Here is an 18,376-nt window from a genome sequence, read left to right on the forward strand (position 1 = left end):
GACGATCGGCCGGGCGGGACAGTGGTCGGACCGTTGACTATCCACTGTGGACAGGACGCCGCCGGAGCCGGGCGTCGGCCAGCGCGGGGGAGCGGTAGCCGGTGTCGGCCGGGTTGAGGTCGGTGCCCGGCGCCACGATCTCGTCGATGCGGTCGAGCACGGCCTCGTCCAGGGTCACTTCGGCCGCGCCCAGCTGGCTTTCCAGGTGCGCCAGGGTGCGCGGCCCGATCACGGCCGAGGTGACGGCCGGGTGCCGCACCACGAACGCCAGCGCCAGGTGGATCAGCGGCAGCCCGGCCTCGTCGGCCAGCCCGGCCAGCGCGGTGGCGGCGTCGAGCTTGGCCTGGTTGCCCGGCACGGAAAGGTCGTAGTGCGCGTGGGTACTCGGGTGCGGCATCTTCTCCGTGCGGCGGCTGGTCAGCCCGTCCGACCCGGCGCGCCACCGGCCCGAAAGCCAGCCGCCGGCCAGCGGGCTCCAGGCCAGCACTCCCAGGTCGTGCTCGGCGCAGGTGGGCAGCACCTCGTTCTCGACGCTGCGCGTCAGCAGCGAGTACGGCGGCTGCTCGCAGACGAACCGCTCCCGGTTCCGGCGCTCGGCGGTCCACTGCGCTTGCACGATCGACGCGGGCGGGAACGTCGACGAGCCGAGGTAGCGGACCTTTCCCTGGCGCACCAGGTCGGTCAGCGCGCCGAGCGTCTCGTCGATCGCGGTGCCGGGATCGGGCCGGTGGACCTGGTACAGGTCGAGGTGGTCGGTGCCCAGCCGGCGCAGGCTTTCCTCGCAGGCGCGCAGGATCCAGCGCCGCGAACTGCCGCGCTCGTTGGGGTCCGCGCCCATCGGCGAGTTCACCTTGGTGGCCAGCACGACGGAGTCGCGGCGCCCGGCCAGCGCCTTGCCGACGATCCGTTCCGACTCGCCGTTCGAATAGACGTCGGCGGTGTCGACGAAGTTGATCCCCGCGTCGAGGGCGGTGTGCAGGATCCGGGCCGTGTCCTGGTGATCGGGGTTGCCCCAGGCGCCGAACATCATCGTGCCCAGGCACAGGGGGCTGACCTTGACGCCGGTCGTGCCCAGGTTCCGGTAGTCCATCGGGGTTTCGCTCGCTTTCGCCGTGATCGGGTCCCTCGATCACAGCAGCGGCGGCCCCGGAGCGGTAGGCACATCATGGCGCCGTTTGGCACGATCCTCGCAATCTTGCCGGGATCGTGCTTGGCTGGCCGGGTGGATCTCCTCGACGAGCTGGGCGAGCTGATCACGCGGCACACAGGGCGCGGCACGCTGCGCAAGCGGCGGATCACCGAAGACGCGTCGGTCACCTTCGCCAGTGAGCGGACGGAGCCGATCGCGGTGATGTCGGAGCCCTCGCTCGCGGTGGTGGGCCAGGGTGTCAAGCGCACGGTGCTCAACGGCACGCCGTACGACTACCGCGCGGGCCAGTACGTCGTCGTCCCGGTCGACCTGCCGGTGCTCGGCCAGGCGCTGGCGGCGAGCCCGGCCGAGCCGCTGCTCGTGTTCAGCCTGACGCTGCGGCCCGCGCTCATCGCGTCACTGCTGCTCGAGTCAGGTGCCGCCCAGCCCACGCCCGCGTTCGGCGGCCTGGTGATCGGCGACGCGACCGCGGGCCTGCTGGACGCGGTCGTCCGGCTGCTGCGCGCCGGCGGCCATCCCGACGACCTCCGCGTGCTCGGGCCCGGCCTGGTGCGGGAGATCCACTGGCGCCTGCTCACCGGCGAGCAGGGCGGGCTGGTGCGCCGGATCGGCCTCGCCGACGGCAGCCTCGCGCACATCGCCCGCGCGATCCGCTGGCTGCGCGAGCACTACGCCGAGCCCGTCCACGTCGCCGACCTCGCGCGCCTCGCGGGCATGAGCCCCTCGACGTTCCACCGCCACTTCCGGGCCACCACCTCGATGACGCCGATCCAGTTCCAGAAGCAGATCCGCCTGCAAGAGGCCCGCGCCCGCCTGGCGGCCCGCCCCCGCAGCATCGCCGAGGTAGCCCACCTAGTCGGCTACGACAGCCACTCCCAGTTCACCCGCGAGTACCGCCGCGCCTTCGGCCTCACCCCCGCCCGCGACGCCGACCGAATGCGCGGCCCCCTTGCGCCAGACCCGATCAACTGAGACAGCGATTCGCGGCCTGGCAGGGGTGTTTTTGGGTGGCTTGCAATCCGGCCCGGCGCCGTTGGGCGAGTGCCACCCCCGACCCGGCGCCGCTGGGTGGGTTGGGGTCTGGCTGGCGCCGTTCGGCGATTCGCGACCTGGCCCGGATGTTGTTGGGTGGCTTGCGATCCGGCCCGGCGCCATTGGGTGGTTGCGGCACGTCGCGGGTGGGTGGGTTTCGGCCCGGCGCCGCTGGGTGAGTCGCGATCTGGCTGGCGTCGCGGGGTGGCTTGTGGTCTGGGCTGGTGTCGCTGGGCGATCTGTGACCGGCCGGCGCCGTTGGGCGGGTTGGGGCCTGGCTGGTGTCGTTCGGCGATTCGCGGCCTGGCCCGGCGTCGTTCGGTGGGTTGCGGTCTGGCAGGTGTCGCTGGGCGATCTGCGACCGGCCCGGCGCCGCTGGGTGCCATGCGATCCGGCCTGCCCCGCTGGGTGGCTTGCGTCCGGCTGGTGTCGCTAGGCGATCGGCAACCCGGCCGGACGCTGCTGGACGAGTCCCACCCCGGCCGGACGCCGCTGGGTGGGTTGCGATCCGGCTGGCCTCGCGGGGTGAGTTGCGGTCTGGGTTGGTGCTGCGGGGCGGTTTGTGGTCCGGGCGGGCTCGGATCTGCGCGGCACCGCGGGGTGACTCGCAACCCGGCCCAGCGCCGCTGGATAAGTTGCGATCCGGTCCGGCGCCATTGGGTGGCTTGCGATCCGGCCCGGCGCCATTGGGTGGTTGCGGCACGTCGCGGATGGGTGGGTTGCGGCCCGGCGTCGTTGGGTGGTGGCGTCGCGGGGTGGGTTGCGGTCTGGGCTGGCGCCGCGGGCCGGTTTGCGGTCTGGGCAGGCTCGGGATCTGCGCGGCACCGCGGGGTGACTCGCAACCCGGCCTGCCCCGCCGGGCCGGACGTGATCCGGTAGTCCCGCTGAGCGGATCGGCGGCAGGCGACATCGATGTCATCGTGGCTGATTCTTGTCTTCCTTGTCTTCTTGACCTTCTCGTGGGCGGCGGCGGAAGCTTCCTGGCAACGTTGTCAGCCGTCGGTGCCGGACGCCCCGTCAAAGGGGTCGCGGGGTGCCTTGGCGGCCGCTGAGTGAACGGAGCCCTCATGGCGCACGGTGACGGAACGGGCCCGGAGCAGGCGCTCTCGCGGCGGCGCGTGCTGTCCGCCGGAACCGGTCTGCTGGCCGGGTTCGGGCTGGCGGCCGTGCTGCCCGGGATCGCCGAAGCCGCCACGGCCGTCGGCGCGGCACCCGCCGATGGCCAGGCCGGGCACGGCGTGACCGACCTCGCCCTGTTCCGCCCGGTCCAGGTGTCCTCGACCGACTACGCCGCCACCCCGGCCGAGTTCGCGGTCGACGGCCTCGCCCAGGTCGGCGTGGCGGGCTCGGGCTGGCGGGCCGCGCCGGGCGACGGGCCGTGGATCGTCGTCGACCTGCAGGGGCAGTGCCAGATCAGCTCGGTGGTGCTGACCTTCGAAGCCCGCCCCGGCGACCCGGCCTTCGACGGGAGCGGCAGCCGGACCAACACCAAGGGCACCGAGATCCAGTCGAGTTACGCGGTCGCGCTCGACCTCGACGTCTCGGCCGACGGGAAGTCCTGGCGCACCGTCCACCACACCGATTCCGGCACCGGGGGAGTGCAGACGGTGCCGCTGGACCCGGTCGTCAGCGCGCGCTGGGTGCGGCTCTCGGCGTCCCGCCTCTCCACGACGAACCCGTTGGGGCTCAACGGTTTCCAGGTCTACGGCACCAGCCGCGAGCCCCGTCCGCCGGTGCACGGCTGGACCAGCTGGCCGGTGCGCGACCGCGACGACCCGCCCGCGCTGAACGTCGCGGCCGACGGCACCGCGGCGCTCGAGTCCGGCTGGGTGCTCACCATGCAGGACTGGGCGCCCAGCACCGACGGCGCGGTGCTGTCGGTGCTGGGCGTCGACACCCGCGGCTGGCTGCCCGCGACCGTGCCGGGCACGGTGCTGGCCTCGCTGGTCGAGCAGGGCCAGCTGCCGGACCCGGTGGCGGGCATGAACAACATGCACGTGCCGGAAGCGCTGTCCCGGCACGACTGGTGGTACCGGCGCCGGTTCGCCGTGCCCCGAGGCCTCGACACCGGCGCGGGACGGCACGTGTGGCTGGAGTTCGACGGCGTCAACCACGAGGCGGACATCTGGCTCAACGGCGCCCACGTCGGGAGCCTGGCCCACCCCTTCGGCCGGGCGGCGCTGGACGTCACCGCGGCGCTGCACCGCACCGGCGACCAGGCGCTGGCGGTGAAGATCTCGCCGATGCCGTTACCGGGCAGCCCTGGCGACAAGGGCCCGGCCGGACAGTCCTTTGTAGACGCGGGCACCACGATGTTCGCCAGCTCGCCGACCTACCTCGCCGTGTCCGGCTGGGACTGGATGCCCGCTGTCCGCGACCGCGTTTCGGGCATCTGGAACCACGTCCGCCTGCGCTCCACCGGCGACGCGGTGCTCGGCGACGCCCGCGTGGACACGGTGCTGCCGAACCTCCCGGACACCGGCAGCGCCGAGGTCACGATCTCGGTGCCGGTGCGCAATGCCGGCGGGGTCGCCCAGCGGGTGCAGGTCACCGCGGAGTTCGACGGCGTCCGCGTGAGCACCACCGTCACCGTCGCGCCCGGCCAGGAGACCGTCGCCGTGTTCGCCCCGGCCGCGTTCCCGCAGCTGCGGCTGAAGAACCCGAAACTGTGGTGGCCCAACGGATACGGCGACCCGGCCCTGCACGACCTCACCCTGACCGCCGCGATCGGCCGGACCGTCAGCGACCGGAAGGCGGTGCAGTTCGGCCTCCGGCAGATCGGCTATCAGTACGACCAGCCGATCGTCATCGTCGACGGCCGGGCCGGGCAGAAGGTCGATCTCGGCGCGCAGAACGCGCGTTACGTCCGGATGCAGGGCGGCAAACGCGCCACCGGCTGGGGCTTCTCGCTGTGGACACTGTCCGTTGTGGACAGCAAGGCGCCGGGCACCGACCTCGCCCTGCGCAAGACCGCCACCTCGTCCTCGGTGGCCGACGGGAACCCGCCCGCCAACGCCGTGGACGGCGACCCGCAGACCCGCTGGACCTCGGCGTACCAGGACGGCGAGTGGATCCAGGTCGACCTCGGCGCCGCGACCGCGTTCGACCAGGCCGTGCTGACCTGGGAGACCGCCTACGCCGCGACGTTCAAGATCCAGGTCTCCCAGGACGGGACCACCTGGACCGACGCCGCCTCGGTGGACAACTCGGCCAAACCGCTGACCATCCTGGTCAACGGGGTCAAGATCTTCATCCGCGGCGGCAGCTGGGGCTGGGACGAGCTGCTGCGCCGGATGCCGGCCGAGCGGATGGACGCGGTCGTGGCGATGCACCGCGACATGAACTTCACCCTGATCCGCAACTGGGTCGGCTCGTCCTACCGCGAGGAGCTGTTCGCCGCCTGCGACAAGTACGGCATCCTGCTGTGGAACGAGTTCTGGGACGGCTGGTCCACCGACCCGGCCAACCACGACAGCTACCTGGCGCAGGCCGAGGACACCGTGCTGCGCTACCGCCACCACGCCTGCGCCACGGTCTGGTTCGGCTGCAACGAGGGCAATCCGCCGGCGGTGATCGACCAGGCGCTGCGCGACATCGTCACGCACAACACGGACCTGCTGTACCAGAGCAACTCCGCGGGCGGGGTGATCACCGGCGACGGGCCGTACCACTGGCTCGACCCGAAGCAGTACTTCACCGGCGAGGCGACCGGCGGGAAATCCGGCTTCTGGAGTGAAATCGGCCTGCCGACGGTGTCGGTGGCCGAGAGCATGCGCAACCTGGTCGGAAAGGACGACCCGGGCTGGCCGATCGGCGCGCCGTGGTTCCTGCACGACTGGTCGTCGAACGGCAACCAGTCGCCGCAGACCTACCTGGCGGCGATCGACGCCCGGCTCGCGCCGTCGACGAGCCTCGAGGAGTTCGCCCGCAAGGCGCAGTTCGTCAACTACGAGAGCATGCGCGCGATCTTCGAGGCGTGGAACGCCAAGCTGTGGAACGACGCCACCGGTGTGCTGCTGTGGATGTCGCATCCCGCGTGGCACAGCACGGTGTGGCAGACCTACGACTACGACCTCGACGTCAACGGCAGCTACTACGGCTCGCGCAAGGGCTGCGAGGCCCGCCACGTCCAGGCCGACCTCTCGACCTGGCAGGTGCTCGCGGTCAACCACACGCCGGGCGCGCTGGCCGGGGCGACGGTCACCGCGCAGCTGTACGGCCTCGACGGGCAGGCCCTGGGCGCGCCTTCGGTGCAGAAGGTCGACGTCGCACCGATTTCGACGGCGCCGGCGTTCACCGTGCCGTTCACCGCCGACCAGCCCGCGCTGCACCTGCTGCGGCTGAGGATGACCGGCGCCGACGGCACGGTGATCTCGGAGAACACCTACTGGCGCTACCGCACCGACACCGCGATGCAGGGCCTCAACCAGCTCGCCCGGACCCAGCTTTCGGCCGACCTCCGGGCGACCGGCCGGGGCGGCTACACGACGACCGTCCGCAACACCGGCCGGACGGCCGCCGCGATGGTCCGGCTGTCGCTGCGGGAGCGCAACGGCACCGACCGGGTGCTGCCGACCCTCTACGGCGACAACTACTTCTGGCTGCTGCCAGGGGAAAGCCGCACCATCACGGTCGACCCGCGCCGCCCGGTCGACCACCCGAGGCTGCGGGTGGAGGCCTACAACGTGCCGGCGAAGCTGGCTTGAGGCGCTTACCGGGTCAGCTCGCCGCCGGTGAACATGGCCATCAGGCGGTGCGGCGAGTCGTCCGAAGCTCGCCTGAGGGGCTTACGGGGTCAGCTCGCCGCCGGTGAACATCGCCATCAGGCCCCGGGGTGAGTCGTCGCCGAACATGAATTCGTGGAGTTCGGCGCCGTCCGCGGCGGCCGCGGCGCTGCGGGGGAACATGGCCCGCTCGTACTCGGCGAGCGCGGCCTCGGTGTCGCCCGGGTGCGCGGCCAGGGCTTGGCCGAGCTCGGCCCCGTCGAGCATGGCCAGGTTGGCGCCCTCGCCGTTCGGCGGCGCGAGGTGCGCGGCGTCGCCGACCAGGGTGACCCCCGGCCCGCGCTCCCACCGGTGTTCGATCGGCAGCGTGTAGAGGGGGCGCAGGACCGGCGTGACGTCGCTTTCGGTGATCAGCGCGGTGATTTCCGGGGCCCAGTCACCGAATTCCCGCGCGATCCGCCCGGTGGCCGCGGCCGGGTCGGTGAAGTCGATGGTGGCGAACCAGTCCAGCGGCTGGGTGAGTGCCACGTAGGTGTGCAGGGTGTCGCCGCGCTCGTGGTGGGCCATGATCCCCGTGCCCGGCGCGAGCGTCATCAGGCCCCCGCCGCCGACCGCCTTCGCCGCGGCCGGATGACGGGTGCCGGACTCGAACAGGTAGGTCTCGACGTAGGACATGCCGCTGTACTCGGGGACGGCGTCCGACAGCAGCGGCCGGACGCGGGACCACGCACCGTCCGCGCCGACGAGCAGGCTGGTGGCGACCGTGGTGCCGTCGGCGAAGCTCACTTCGTGACGGCCCTCACCGAGGGCGCGCACGCCGCTGACCTTGTGTCCCCAGTGGACGGTGCCGGCCGGGAGCGAGTCGAGCAGCAGCTGCCGCAGCTCGCCGCGTTGCACCTCGGGTCGCCCGCCGCTGTCGTCGTCGGGTTCGTCGAGCAGGACGGTCCCGTCCGGGCTGAGGACCCGCGTCGCCTGGCGGCCCTCCAGGATCAGGCTGCGGAAGCCGTCGGTCAGGCCGGCCGCCGCGAGGGCCGCCTGGCCGGTGTTTTCGTGGATGTCGAGCATCCCGCCCTGCGAACGCGCCTTCGGTGAGGGCTCCGCTTCGCAGACCGTGACCGGGATGTCGTGGACGTGCAGGACGCGGGCGAGGACAAGTCCGCCGAGGCCGGCGCCGATGATCGTGACCGGGGTTTTCATGATGGGCTCCGCAAGGGTCTCTGGAACGTTGTTCCACAATCATGGAGCGCCGTTCCAGAACTGTCAACCGGCGAAGGCCGTGGCGCCCGGCACCGCGTCCAGCAGCTGCCGGGTGTACGGGTCGGCGGGCGCGGAGAGGACTTCGTCCACCGGCCCCTGCTCGACCACGCGGCCGTCCTTCATCACCAGCACGTGGTGGGCGAGCGAGCGGACCACGGCGAGGTCGTGCGAGATGAACAGGTAGCTCAGCCCCAGCTCCTCCTGCAGCGACGAGAGCAGGCCGAGGATCTGGTCCTGCACCAGGACGTCCAGCGCGGACACCGCCTCGTCGCACACGACCAGGCGCGGGCCGGCGGCGAGCGCGCGGGCGATCGCGACCCGCTGGCGCTGCCCGCCGGACAGCTCGTTCGGGTAACGCTGGGCGAGCGCGGCCGGCAGCGCGACCTGGTCCAGCAGCTCCGCCACCTTCACCCGCCGCGAGGCGCGGTCGCCGACGCCGAAGGTGCGCAACGGCTCGGTGACGATCCGCTCGACCGTCCACATCGGATCGAGCGAGGCGTACGGGTCCTGGAACACCGGCTGCATGGCCTGCCGCGCCGCCCGCAGCCGGGCGCCGCGCAGCCCGGCCAGGCCGGTGCCGTCGAGCCGGATCCGGCCGTCGGTCGCGGGCACCAGTCCCAGCACCATCCGCGCGGTGGTGGTCTTGCCCGAACCGGACTCGCCGACGATCGCGGTGGTGCGCCCGCGCTCGACGGTGAACGACACGTCGTCCACCGCGCGCAGCACACCGCCCCTGCCCCGGAGGCGGTACTCCTTGGACACGTGCTCGACCTCGAGCACGACGTCCGAAGAGGACACTGGCCGTCGCGGGGGAGCCTTGAGTGACGGCGCGGCGGCCACCAGCCGCCGGGTGTAGTCCTCCCGGGGCGCGGTCAGGACCTGTTTCGCGGCACCGGTTTCGACGATCTCGCCCTCGGACATCACCACGACCCGGTCGGCCCGCTCTGCCGCCAGCCCCAGGTCGTGGGTGACCAGCAGCAGTGCCGTGCCCAGCTCGCGGGTCAGCCCGTCCAGGTGATCGAGGATCTGCCGCTGCACGGTGACGTCGAGCGCGGAGGTCGGCTCGTCGGCGATCAGCAGGTCCGGCCGGCAGGCCAGGCCGATCGCGATCAGCACCCGCTGGCGCATGCCGCCGGAGAACTCGTGCGGGTACTGCCGCGCCCGCCGGGCCGGCTCGGTCAGCCCGGCCTGCCCGAGCAGCTCCACGGCCCGGCCCCAGGCCTCCCGCCGTCCGCAGACCCGGTGCGCCAGCAGGGTTTCCGCGACCTGGCGGCCGACCCGTGACACCGGGTTGAGGTTCGACATCGGGTCCTGCGGCACCAGGCCGACCTCGCGTCCGCGCAACCGCCGCAGCCGCTTTTCGCCGGACTGCGTGATGTCCTCGCCCCGCCAGCGGATCGTGCCGCCGGTGACCCGGCCGGACCCGGGCAGCAGGCCCATCACCGCGTGCGCGGTGGTGGACTTCCCGGAGCCGGACTGGCCGACGACGGCGACGCGTTCGCCCGGCGCCACGCTCAGGCTCACGCCGCGCACCGCGGGAGTGTCCCCAAAGGACACTTCCAGGTCGTTGATCTCCAGCAGCGGCTCGGTCATGACGGTCCCCTTCACCGGCTGGTCTTCGGGTCGAGCGCGTCGCGCAGGGCGTCGCCGAACAGGTTGAAGCCCAGGCAGATCACGGCGAGCGCGATGCCGGGGAAGATGCCGGGCCACGGCGTGCGGAACAGGTACTGCTGGGCGTCCGACAGCATGATGCCCAGGCTCGGGTCGGGCGGCTGGATGCCGAGGCCGAGGAACGACAGGATCGCCTCGCCGAGCACCGCCGCCGGCATGATCACGGTGGCCTGCACGATGATCACCGGCAGCGCGTTGGGCAGCACGTGCTGGCCGAGGATCCGCCACGGCCCGGCGTGCATGGTGTGCGCGGCCAGCACGAAGTCGGTTTCCTTCAGCCGCAACGTTTCCGCCCGCACCACGCGGACCATGGTCGGGATCTGCGCGATGCCCAGCGCGACCGCGGCGTTGGCCAGGCCGCCGCCGTTGATCGCGGCCAGCCCGACGGCGAGGATCAGGAACGGGAACGCCAGCATCAGGTCCGCCAGCCGGGAGACGATCGCGTCCAGCCAACGCCAGTACCCCGAAAGCAGCCCCAGCGGCACGCCGAGGACCACCGCGAGCAGCACCGACAGCGCGCCGACCTCCAGCGAGGCGCGGGTCCCGTAGAGCACCCGGGACAGGATGTCGCGGCCGAGGTCGTCGGTGCCGAGCCCGAAGCCGACCGTGCCGGGCTGCTGGAACGGCGTCGAGAAGTGCACCTCGGCCGGCGCGTAGGGCGCCAGCAGCGGCGCGAACACTCCGGCGACCAGCACGATCAGCAGCAGCACGCCGCCGGCCACGCCCATCGGGTTCCGCCTCAGCCGTCCCAGCGTGCGCCCGCGGACCCGGGCCGACGGAACGGGGGCGGCGGTCTCGACGGTCATCGGGTCCTCCCGGAGACGCGCATGCGCGGATCGATGACGGTGTAGAGGAAGTCGACCAGCAGGTTGATCACGATGTAGGCGCTGGTGATCACCAGGACCACGGCCTGGATCACCGGGTAGTCGCGGGTGAACACCGAGTCGAGGGTCAGCTTGCCGATGCCGGGCAGGCTGAAGATCCGCTCGGTGACCACCGCGCCCGCGATCAGGCCGCCGAGCTGGAGCCCGACGATGGTGGTGACCACGATGAGGCTGTTGCGCAGGGCGTAGCGGAAGACCACCGCGCCCCGGCCGAGGCCCTTCGCCCGCGCGGTGCGGACGAAGTCGGCGGTCAGCGTCTCCACCATCGACGAGCGCGTCTGGCGCTGCACCACCGCCGCGTGCGCGAGGCCGAGGATCAGCGCCGGCAGCGCGAGGTAGTAGAGCCCGCGCAACGGTTGCTCGAACGGCGAGACGTACCCGGAGGCGGGGAACCAGCCCAGCTGCACCGACAGGTAGAGCACGGCGAGGATGCCGAGCCAGAAGGTCGGGATCGACAGGGCGAGCAGCGAGAAGCCGTTCGCGGCCCACTCCGGCCAGCGGCCGCGCGAAACCGCCGCGACCACGCCGCCGGCCATGCCCGCGAGCACGGCGATCACCATCGCGAACACCGCCAGCTGCACGGTCACCGGCAGCGTCGCGCCGATCATCTCGCGCACCGGCGTCCCGGTCCGGACGGACTTGCCGAAGTCGCCGGTCAGCGCGTGGCCGACGAACTTGAAGTACTGCACCGGAAGCGGGTCGTCCAGGCCGAGCTGGGCGCGCACCGCCGCGATCGCCGCGGGGTCGGCCTGCTCGCCGGCCATCGCCGTCGCCGGGTCGCCGGGCAGCGCCCGCACCCCGATGAACACCACGACGGACGCGAGCACCAGCGTCAGCGCGGACTGCCAGAGGCGGTGGAACAGGTGGCGCAACACGGCTCAGCCCTCCTGGTTCTGCAGGTACGCGGCCTTGCCGAGCCGCACCACGCCGTCGGAGTACACCTCGACGCCCGCGACCCGCGTGGACCGCACGGTCAGGTTCCGCAGGCGGTAGGTGTAGACGATCGGGTTCTGCTGCTGGATCAGCTGCACCGCCTGCCCGTACAGCGCGGCGCGGGCCTTGACGTCGATGCTGCGCGAGGCGGCGCCGAGCAGGTTGTCCAATGTGGACGAATGGAACCCGCCGTAGTTGCCGCCCGCGCCGGAAGAGAGGAACCGGGCGGTGTTGGCGTCCGGGTCGACGCGGCCGGACCAGCCGAGCATCAGCGCCTCGAACGTGCCGCGCTTCTGCACGTCCAGCAGCGTCGAGTACTCGACCGGCACGATCTTCAGGTCGAACCCGCCCTCGGCGACGCTCGCCTGAAGTGCCTGCGCGTACCGGAGCTGGTCCTGGGCGTTTGAGACCTGCATCGAGACGGGGTAGGGGATGGGCACCCCAGCCTCGTGCAGGAGTTGACGGGCCTTCGCGGGATCGAAGGCGGGACAGGCGTTGCTGGCGGACGAGGCGTACGGCGTCGCCGGCGCGATGGGTGAGCAGGCGGGGTCGAACCAGTTGTTGAAGACCGTGTCCACCAGCGTCTGGCGGTCGATCGCGAGGGAGAACGCCTGGCGCACGCGCGGGTCCTTGGCCAGCGGCGTGTCGATCGGCTTGGTGGGCTTGCCGACGCCGTCGACGTTGCCGGTGTTGAGCGTGATGCCCTGGTAGCCCAGCGACGGCGCCTGCAGCACCTTCAGGGCCGGGTCCTTGGCGAGCGCGTCGATGTCCTGCGGCGAGATGGTGTCGGCGACCTGGACGTCGCCGGAGCGCAGGTTCGCGGCGCGGATGTTGGCGTCGGACATGATCCGGTAGGTGATCCGGTCGAGGTGGACGTCCTTGGCGTCGTAGTAAAGCGGGTCGCGGGTGACGGTGATCGACGTCTGCGGCACCCGCCCGGCGAACTTGAACGGCCCGACGCAGACCGGGTGGTCGCCGAAGCCGTCGCCCTCCTTCGCCAGCGCCGCGGGCGACATGATCATGCCGGCGCGGTCGGCGAGCGCGGCGGTGATCGGCGCGAACGGGCGTTTGTAGTGCAGCACCACCTGGCTCGCGTCGGTCGCCTCGATGCTCTTGACCGGCCCCATTTCGCTGGTGCGCTGGGAGGTCTTGAGCGAGAAGTGCCGCTGCAGGCTGGTCGCGACCGCCTTCGCGTCGAACGGCGTGCCGTCGGCGAACACGATGCCGGAGCGGACGCCGATGGTGACGGTGAGGCCGTCGGGGGAGACCGTGGGCAGCGTGGCCGCCAGCTGCGGGACCACGCTGCCGGCCGAGTCGAGGTCGTAGAGCTTCTCGCAGATCGTGCTCATCACGTAGCGCGTGTAGAGCGAGCTGGAGGTGGTCGGGTCGAGGCGGTCGGGCTCCGAGGACAGGCCCATCACCAGCTCGCCCCCGTCCGCCACCCGCTGGTCGCCGACCGGGGTGCCGAAGTCGTTGTGGTGCTCGCTGCGACCGCTCACGTGCTGCACCGGCACGCAGGCCGTCAGCGTCGCCGCCGCCAGCACGGCGAGGGCCACATAAAAGGACCGGGGGGACATGGCGAACAAGCTACGTCGGTTTTTCCCCGACGTCGTTTCCCCGGTGTTAATCCGTGTTAATATCGTTATCCTTCAAAATGGCATGGAAAAAAGCGGCCCGGCGATTCCGGTCCGCTGTTTTCCGACGGTTCCCGCATTATCTCCCAGCGGCGTATCCCTGCATTCCGCGGGGGTTCGCCGCGCCCGAGAGCATGCCGGTCCCCGGGTCTCGAGCGACGGCGCACAACCGGCCTTCGGACCAGGGTTCTCCCACTTCGACCACGTGTCCGCGGCTTTCCAAAGAAGCGATCACGTCGGCGCCGGCCCGCGATTCCACGGTGACCCCGCCGGGCACCATCGCACGGGGGTAGAACGAACTCGGGAAGCTGTCGGTGTGCCAGTTCGGCGCGTCGATCGCGCCTTGCAGGTCGAGTCCGCCGCGGACGTTTTCGCCCAGCGCGACGGCGAGCAGGAAATGCATGCTCCACTGGTCCTGCTGATCACCGCCGGGAGTGCCGAACGCCATTACCGGGACGCCGTCGCGAAGGGCGAGCGAAGGCGAAAGCGTGGTGCGCGGGCGTTTGCCGGGGGCGAGGGAGTTGGGCAGGCCCGGGTCGAGCCAGGCCATCTGCAGCCGGGTGCCGAGCGGGAAGCCGAGGCCCGGGATGACCGGGTTGGACTGCAGCCAGCCGCCGCTGGGCGTCGCCGCGATCATGTTGCCCCACCGGTCGACCACGTCGACGTGGCAGGTGTCGCCGCGGGTCGCGCCGTCCTTGGCGACGGTCGGCTCGCCCGCGCCCACCGGCGTGACGACGGCGCCGCCCGCCCCGACGTACTCGACATGCCGGGCCAGCCGCGGCTCGCGTCCGTCCGGGCGTCCCGGGCGCAGCTCGTGCGACGCCTTGTCACCGATCAGCCGGCGCCGGGTTTCGTTGTACTGCGGGGAAAGCAGGGTCTCCATCGAGACGTCCGAGCTGTCGCCGTACCACGCTTCGCGGTCGGCCATCGCGAGCTTCGTGCCCTCGATGAGCGTGTGGTAGTAGTCCGGCGTGGCGTAGTCCAGCTCGCCGGGCAGGAGCGCGAGCTGCTGCAGGAGCACGGGTCCTTGGCTCCACAGACCCGCTTTGGCGATGGTCCAGCCGTTCCACGTGTGCGTGACCGGGTCCTCGTACGACGCCTCGTACGTGGCCAGGTCCTGGCCGGTGAGGGTGCCGGCGTGCCGCTCGCCGGAGGTGTCCATGGTGGGCTTCGCGGAGAACTCGGCGATCGCCTCGCCGATGAAGCCCTCGCGCCAGACCTTGCGGGCCGCGTCGATCTGCGTCTCACGGCCCGGCCCGGCCGCCTCGGCCTCGGCGAGCACGCGGCGCCAGGTGTCCGCGAGCGCGGGGTTCTTCAGCAGCGCGCCCGCCGCCGGCGCCTTGCCGTCGCGCAGGTAGAGCTCGGCCGAGCTGGTCCACTCGGTCTCGAACAGCTCGCGCACGGTCTCGACCGTGGTGCCGATCCGCTCGACCGCCGGGTGCCCGTTCGCGGCGTACCCGATCGCGTAGCCGAGGATCGTGCGCAGCGGTTTGGTGCCGTGGTCGCGCAGCAGGAGCAGCCAGGCGTCGAACGCGCCCGGGATCGCGGCGGCCAGCGGGCCGGTGCCGGGGACCAGGTCCAGCCCGAGTGAGGTGTAGTGCCCGATGGTGGCCCCGGCCGGCGCGGGGCCCTGTCCACAGAGGACCTTCGGCGCGCCGCCCGCGGGGGCGACGATCATCGGCACGTCGCCGCCCGGGCCGTTCAGGTGCGGCTCGACCACGTGCAGCACGAAGGCGGCGGCGGTGGCCGCGTCGTAGGCGTTGCCGCCGTCCTCGAGGACCGCCATCGCGGAGGCGGAGGCGAGCCAGTGGGTGGACGAGACCATGCCGAAGGTGCCCTGCAGGGTGGGACGCGTCTGGAACATGCCTGCATCCTCGCGCGCGCGGCGGGTGTACGTCCAAGACATGTGAGACACCGTTCCGATAGCGTTGTGCTATGGAACGCCGTCAGCTGGAGTATTTCGTCGCGATCGTCGAGCACGGCGGCTTCACCCACGCCGCGAAGGCACTGCGGGTGGCGCAGCCCTCGTTGTCGCGCGCGATCGCCAAGCTGGAGCACGAGCTGGACGTCGAGCTGTTCCACCGGGTCGGCCGCAACGCCGTGCTCTCCAGCGCGGGCCAGCTGATGGCCGACCGCGCCCGCCTGGTCCTGCGCGACCTGGACGCGATGCGCGCGGCGGCCCGCGCGGTCGGCGACGGCCTGGTCGGCCGGGTCGACGTCGCCGCGACCTCGTCCTCGGCGCTGGAGCCGGTGATCAGCATCATCGCCGAACTGCGGGAACGGCATCCCGGCGTGCTGGTCAGCACCTCTTCGGCCCTGTCCGCGGCCGAGGTGGTGGCCATGGTCCTGCAAGGCCGCTGCGAGGCCGGGGTCTGCGGCAGCGCCGAGCGCCCGACCGGCCAGGGCCTGGTCGCCCACCATCTGCGGGACGAGGAGTTCCTGCTGGTCGCGCCACCGGGGACACGCCTCGGCGGGGACGGCACCGTCGCGTGGGAAGACCTCGAAGGCATGCGGTTCGTGGTGACCAAGCCGGCCACCGCGGTGCGCGCGCTGTTCGACCGGCTGGCCGCGAGCGTCGGCGAGGTCTCCATCGCGGCCGAGGTGGGTGACCGCAGCGTGGTCCTGCCGATGGTCCTGCGAGGCATCGGCGCCGGCCTGATGCCCGACGGCTGGGCCGACCTGGCCCGCCGGGCCGGCGCCGAGGTCTACCGCTTCTCCCCACCGGAGCGGCTGCCGCAATGGCTCGTGCACCGCACCGGCCCGATCACGGCCGCGACCCAGGCATTCCTGGACACCACCCTGGCCCGGCCTGCCTGAGGGCCTGGACTGACCGCTTGGGTTGCCCGACAAGGTCGCCTTCGCCGCGCCCCACTCAGGTAAGGAGCCCCGGCCCGAACACGGCCCCGCCACCGTGGACGGGTACCGCCGTTCAGCGGAGCAACCACCGTCGCAGCGGCTTCCATCGGCCTACGACGGAAGTCGCGTTCTTCCTTTACCGACCATCGTCGGGTACCGGGTAATCACTCACAGCCGTGAAAGTGGGCGCGTCCTTCACCGTCCCCGTCACCGCGTGGCCCGGCCCGCGGTTGGAGGTAGATCCCAGTGCGCAAAGCCCGTGTCGCCGCGGTTCTGTCCGGAGTGGCCCTGTTCTCGCTGGCCGCGGCCGGGACCTCGGTCGCCGCCCAGCCGTACATCATCGACGGCGGCAACGCCGACTCGCTGCACGGTGCGGCCCGGATGTTCGCCGGCGGCCAGGAGCTCTGCTCGGCGACCATCATCGCGCCGGACTGGATCCTCACCGCGCGGCACTGCACCCAGGGCGCCGACGGCCAGCAGATCAGCTTCCACGTCGGCAGCCTCGACCAGACCCAGGGCACCTCGGTGAACGCCACCGAGGTCCACGAGTCGACCGACGCCGACATCTCGCTGGTCAAGATCGACCAGCAGGTGCAGACCGATTACGCGCCGCTGGGCAGCGCCGGCGACGTCAAGGTCGGCGACGAGGCCCAGGTCTACGGCTGGGGCGCGACCTGCACCGACAAGCCGGAGATCGAGTGCCAGTCGCAGCAGCTGAAGGTGGCCAAGGTGAACGTCACCTCCATCGACTGCCCCGACGGCGCGGCCGGCACCTCGGTCTGCGCGAACCGCGGCGACGGCATCACCGCCGGCGGCGACTCCGGCGGCCCGATGTACGCCAACGGAAAGCAGGTCGGCGTCGCCTCGACCAGCGACCGCCAGTCCTACACCGCCTACATCAACGTCACCCTCTACCGCGACTGGATCTCCTCGGTCGCGGGCGTCTGAGCCACGTTTTCCAGTGCCGGTGCCGGGTTTTCCGGCGCCGGCACCGGCGTGTCTCCTTTTGTCGGACCCCTCCGCTACGGTCGTGCGGACCGGACGAGCCGATCTCGAGGAGGACCGGGAAACGTGACCGAAGCCGCCGTCCCGCTGCGCGTGCTGTTCTGCATCGGGGTCAACCAGAACTTCTTCGACCTGCCCACCGACGGCATCGGCGTGGTGTGGCAGGCCTTCTCCGCCATGCTGCGCGACCTCGCGGCGCTGGACGGGGTCACGGTGCTCGGCACGATCGACGACGATCAGCACATGGTCGGCCCGTCCGCGGCCTGGCCGTGGACCTGTTACGTGCTGGCCGATGTCGCGGACCAGCCGACCGTCGTGCGGGCCTGCAACCTGTTCCGCACCACCCCGGTCGGCGAGCACGCGCTCTGGCGGTACATGCGGATCGAGGCGCGGATGGGCCGTGAGCTGGCCATCCCGGCCGCCGTCACCTCGTCGGACTCCGCGGCGGGGGACCGGTGACGGCGTCGCGGGTCGCGGTCGTGACGGGCGCCGCGCGCGGGCTCGGCCGCGTGATCGCCGGGCGGCTGCACGAGCAGGGCTATCGCGTCGTGCTGACCGACCGGGCGGACGAGGCGGTGCGCCGCGCCGCGAACGAACTCGACCCCGGCGGCACGACCGCGCTGGCGCTCCCGCTCGACGTGCGAGACAAGGCGGCGTTCGAACGTGCCCGGGACGAGGCACACCGTCGCTGGGGCCGGATCGACGTGCTGGTCAACAATGCGGGAATGTCCACAGTGGAGCCACTGATGGAGATCAGCCCGGAGAGCTTCTCCGCCGTGGTGTCGGCCAACCTCGACGGGGCGTTCCTCGGCAGCCAGGTCTTCGGGGCGTATTTCGCCGAACGGGGCGCCGGCCGGATCGTCAACGTCGCCTCGCTGGCCGGGCAGAACGGCGGGACCGCCACCGGTGCGCACTACGCCGCGGCCAAGGGCGGGGTCGCCACGCTGACCAAGGTGTTCGCGCGCGAGCTGGCCGGGCGCGGGGTCACGGTGAACGCCGTGTCACCCGGCCCGCTCGACCTGCCGGTGGTGCACGAGTCCGTGCCCGCGGACCGGCTCGCGGAGATCAAACGCTCGATTCCCGTCGGCACGCTGGGCTCACCGCTGTTCGTGGCCGACATGGTGGCGCTGCTCGCGGCGGAGCACGCCGGCTTCGTGACCGGCGCCTGCTGGGACGTCAACGGCGGCCTTTACCCGCGCTAAAGCCTTCACCTCGGCCAGTCGCCGGGGG

Annotated in this window: 13 protein-coding genes; 6 read left to right on the top strand and 7 right to left on the bottom strand. The window is 71.9% G+C overall.

What is annotated here, in order from left to right; all coding sequences use genetic code 11:
* Positions 1-37: 37 nt before the first annotated feature.
* Entirely contained in the window at positions 38-1,090 is a 1,053-nt protein-coding gene (locus tag BMY97_RS10025; RefSeq protein WP_091615791.1) for an aldo/keto reductase, read from the bottom strand.
* A gap of 132 nt (positions 1,091-1,222) precedes the next feature.
* On the opposite strand from BMY97_RS10025, the gene BMY97_RS10030 reads away from it, so the two are divergent.
* Positions 1,223-2,122 carry an AraC family transcriptional regulator gene (locus BMY97_RS10030; protein ID WP_218156745.1) on the top strand — a complete coding sequence of 300 codons (900 nt, stop codon included), beginning with the start codon at positions 1,223-1,225 and terminating at the stop codon, positions 2,120-2,122.
* A gap of 1,127 nt (positions 2,123-3,249) precedes the next feature.
* Positions 3,250-6,888, top strand: a complete 3,639-nt coding sequence (locus tag BMY97_RS10035) for a discoidin domain-containing protein (RefSeq protein ID WP_091615797.1) — start codon at positions 3,250-3,252, stop codon at positions 6,886-6,888.
* An 81-nt stretch (positions 6,889-6,969) separates the two neighbouring features.
* Here the strand turns inward: BMY97_RS10035 and BMY97_RS10040 are convergent, their stop codons facing one another.
* The 6 genes from BMY97_RS10040 to BMY97_RS10065 form a co-directional block, all read right to left on the bottom strand.
* The gene (locus tag BMY97_RS10040; RefSeq protein WP_091615800.1) at positions 6,970-8,103 is read right to left on the bottom strand and encodes an FAD-dependent oxidoreductase; all 1,134 of its coding nucleotides are present in this window, start codon (positions 8,101-8,103) and stop codon (positions 6,970-6,972) included.
* Between the two features lie 63 nt (positions 8,104-8,166).
* On the bottom strand, positions 8,167-9,756 hold the full coding sequence (locus BMY97_RS10045) for an ABC transporter ATP-binding protein (protein WP_091616303.1): 1,590 nt from the start codon (positions 9,754-9,756) through the stop codon (positions 8,167-8,169).
* Between the two features lie 11 nt (positions 9,757-9,767).
* A complete protein-coding gene (locus BMY97_RS10050; protein WP_091615802.1) occupies positions 9,768-10,640 on the bottom strand; it encodes an ABC transporter permease in 873 nt (290 codons plus the stop codon).
* Positions 10,637-11,593: an ABC transporter permease gene (locus BMY97_RS10055; RefSeq protein WP_091615805.1), complete on the bottom strand. Its 957-nt coding sequence runs from the start codon at positions 11,591-11,593 to the stop codon at positions 10,637-10,639. The genes BMY97_RS10050 and BMY97_RS10055 overlap by 4 nt, the downstream gene beginning before the upstream one ends.
* Before the next feature lie 3 nt (positions 11,594-11,596).
* A complete protein-coding gene (locus tag BMY97_RS10060) occupies positions 11,597-13,228 on the bottom strand; it encodes an ABC transporter substrate-binding protein (protein ID WP_091615808.1) in 1,632 nt (543 codons plus the stop codon).
* A gap of 136 nt (positions 13,229-13,364) precedes the next feature.
* Positions 13,365-15,149, bottom strand: a complete 1,785-nt coding sequence (locus BMY97_RS10065) for a gamma-glutamyltransferase family protein (protein ID WP_091615811.1) — start codon at positions 15,147-15,149, stop codon at positions 13,365-13,367.
* Positions 15,150-15,220: 71 nt separating this feature from the next.
* Between BMY97_RS10065 and BMY97_RS10070 the strand changes: the two genes are divergently transcribed.
* From BMY97_RS10070 to BMY97_RS10085, 4 genes are all read left to right on the top strand, one after another.
* Positions 15,221-16,102 carry a LysR family transcriptional regulator gene (locus tag BMY97_RS10070; protein WP_091615814.1) on the top strand — a complete coding sequence of 294 codons (882 nt, stop codon included), beginning with the start codon at positions 15,221-15,223 and terminating at the stop codon, positions 16,100-16,102.
* Positions 16,103-16,387: 285 nt separating this feature from the next.
* On the top strand, positions 16,388-17,089 hold the full coding sequence (locus tag BMY97_RS10075) for a S1 family peptidase (RefSeq protein WP_177231257.1): 702 nt from the start codon (positions 16,388-16,390) through the stop codon (positions 17,087-17,089).
* A 123-nt stretch (positions 17,090-17,212) separates the two neighbouring features.
* A complete protein-coding gene (locus BMY97_RS10080) occupies positions 17,213-17,605 on the top strand; it encodes a hypothetical protein (RefSeq protein ID WP_091615817.1) in 393 nt (130 codons plus the stop codon).
* Positions 17,602-18,348 (top strand): SDR family NAD(P)-dependent oxidoreductase, encoded by a 747-nt coding sequence (locus BMY97_RS10085; protein WP_091615819.1) that lies wholly within the window; start codon positions 17,602-17,604, stop codon positions 18,346-18,348. Before BMY97_RS10080 ends, BMY97_RS10085 begins: the two co-directional genes overlap by 4 nt.
* The last annotated feature ends 28 nt before the right edge of the window (positions 18,349-18,376 follow it).

The sequence above is a fragment of the Amycolatopsis saalfeldensis genome (assembly GCF_900110575.1).
Taxonomy (GTDB): domain Bacteria; phylum Actinomycetota; class Actinomycetes; order Mycobacteriales; family Pseudonocardiaceae; genus Amycolatopsis; species Amycolatopsis saalfeldensis.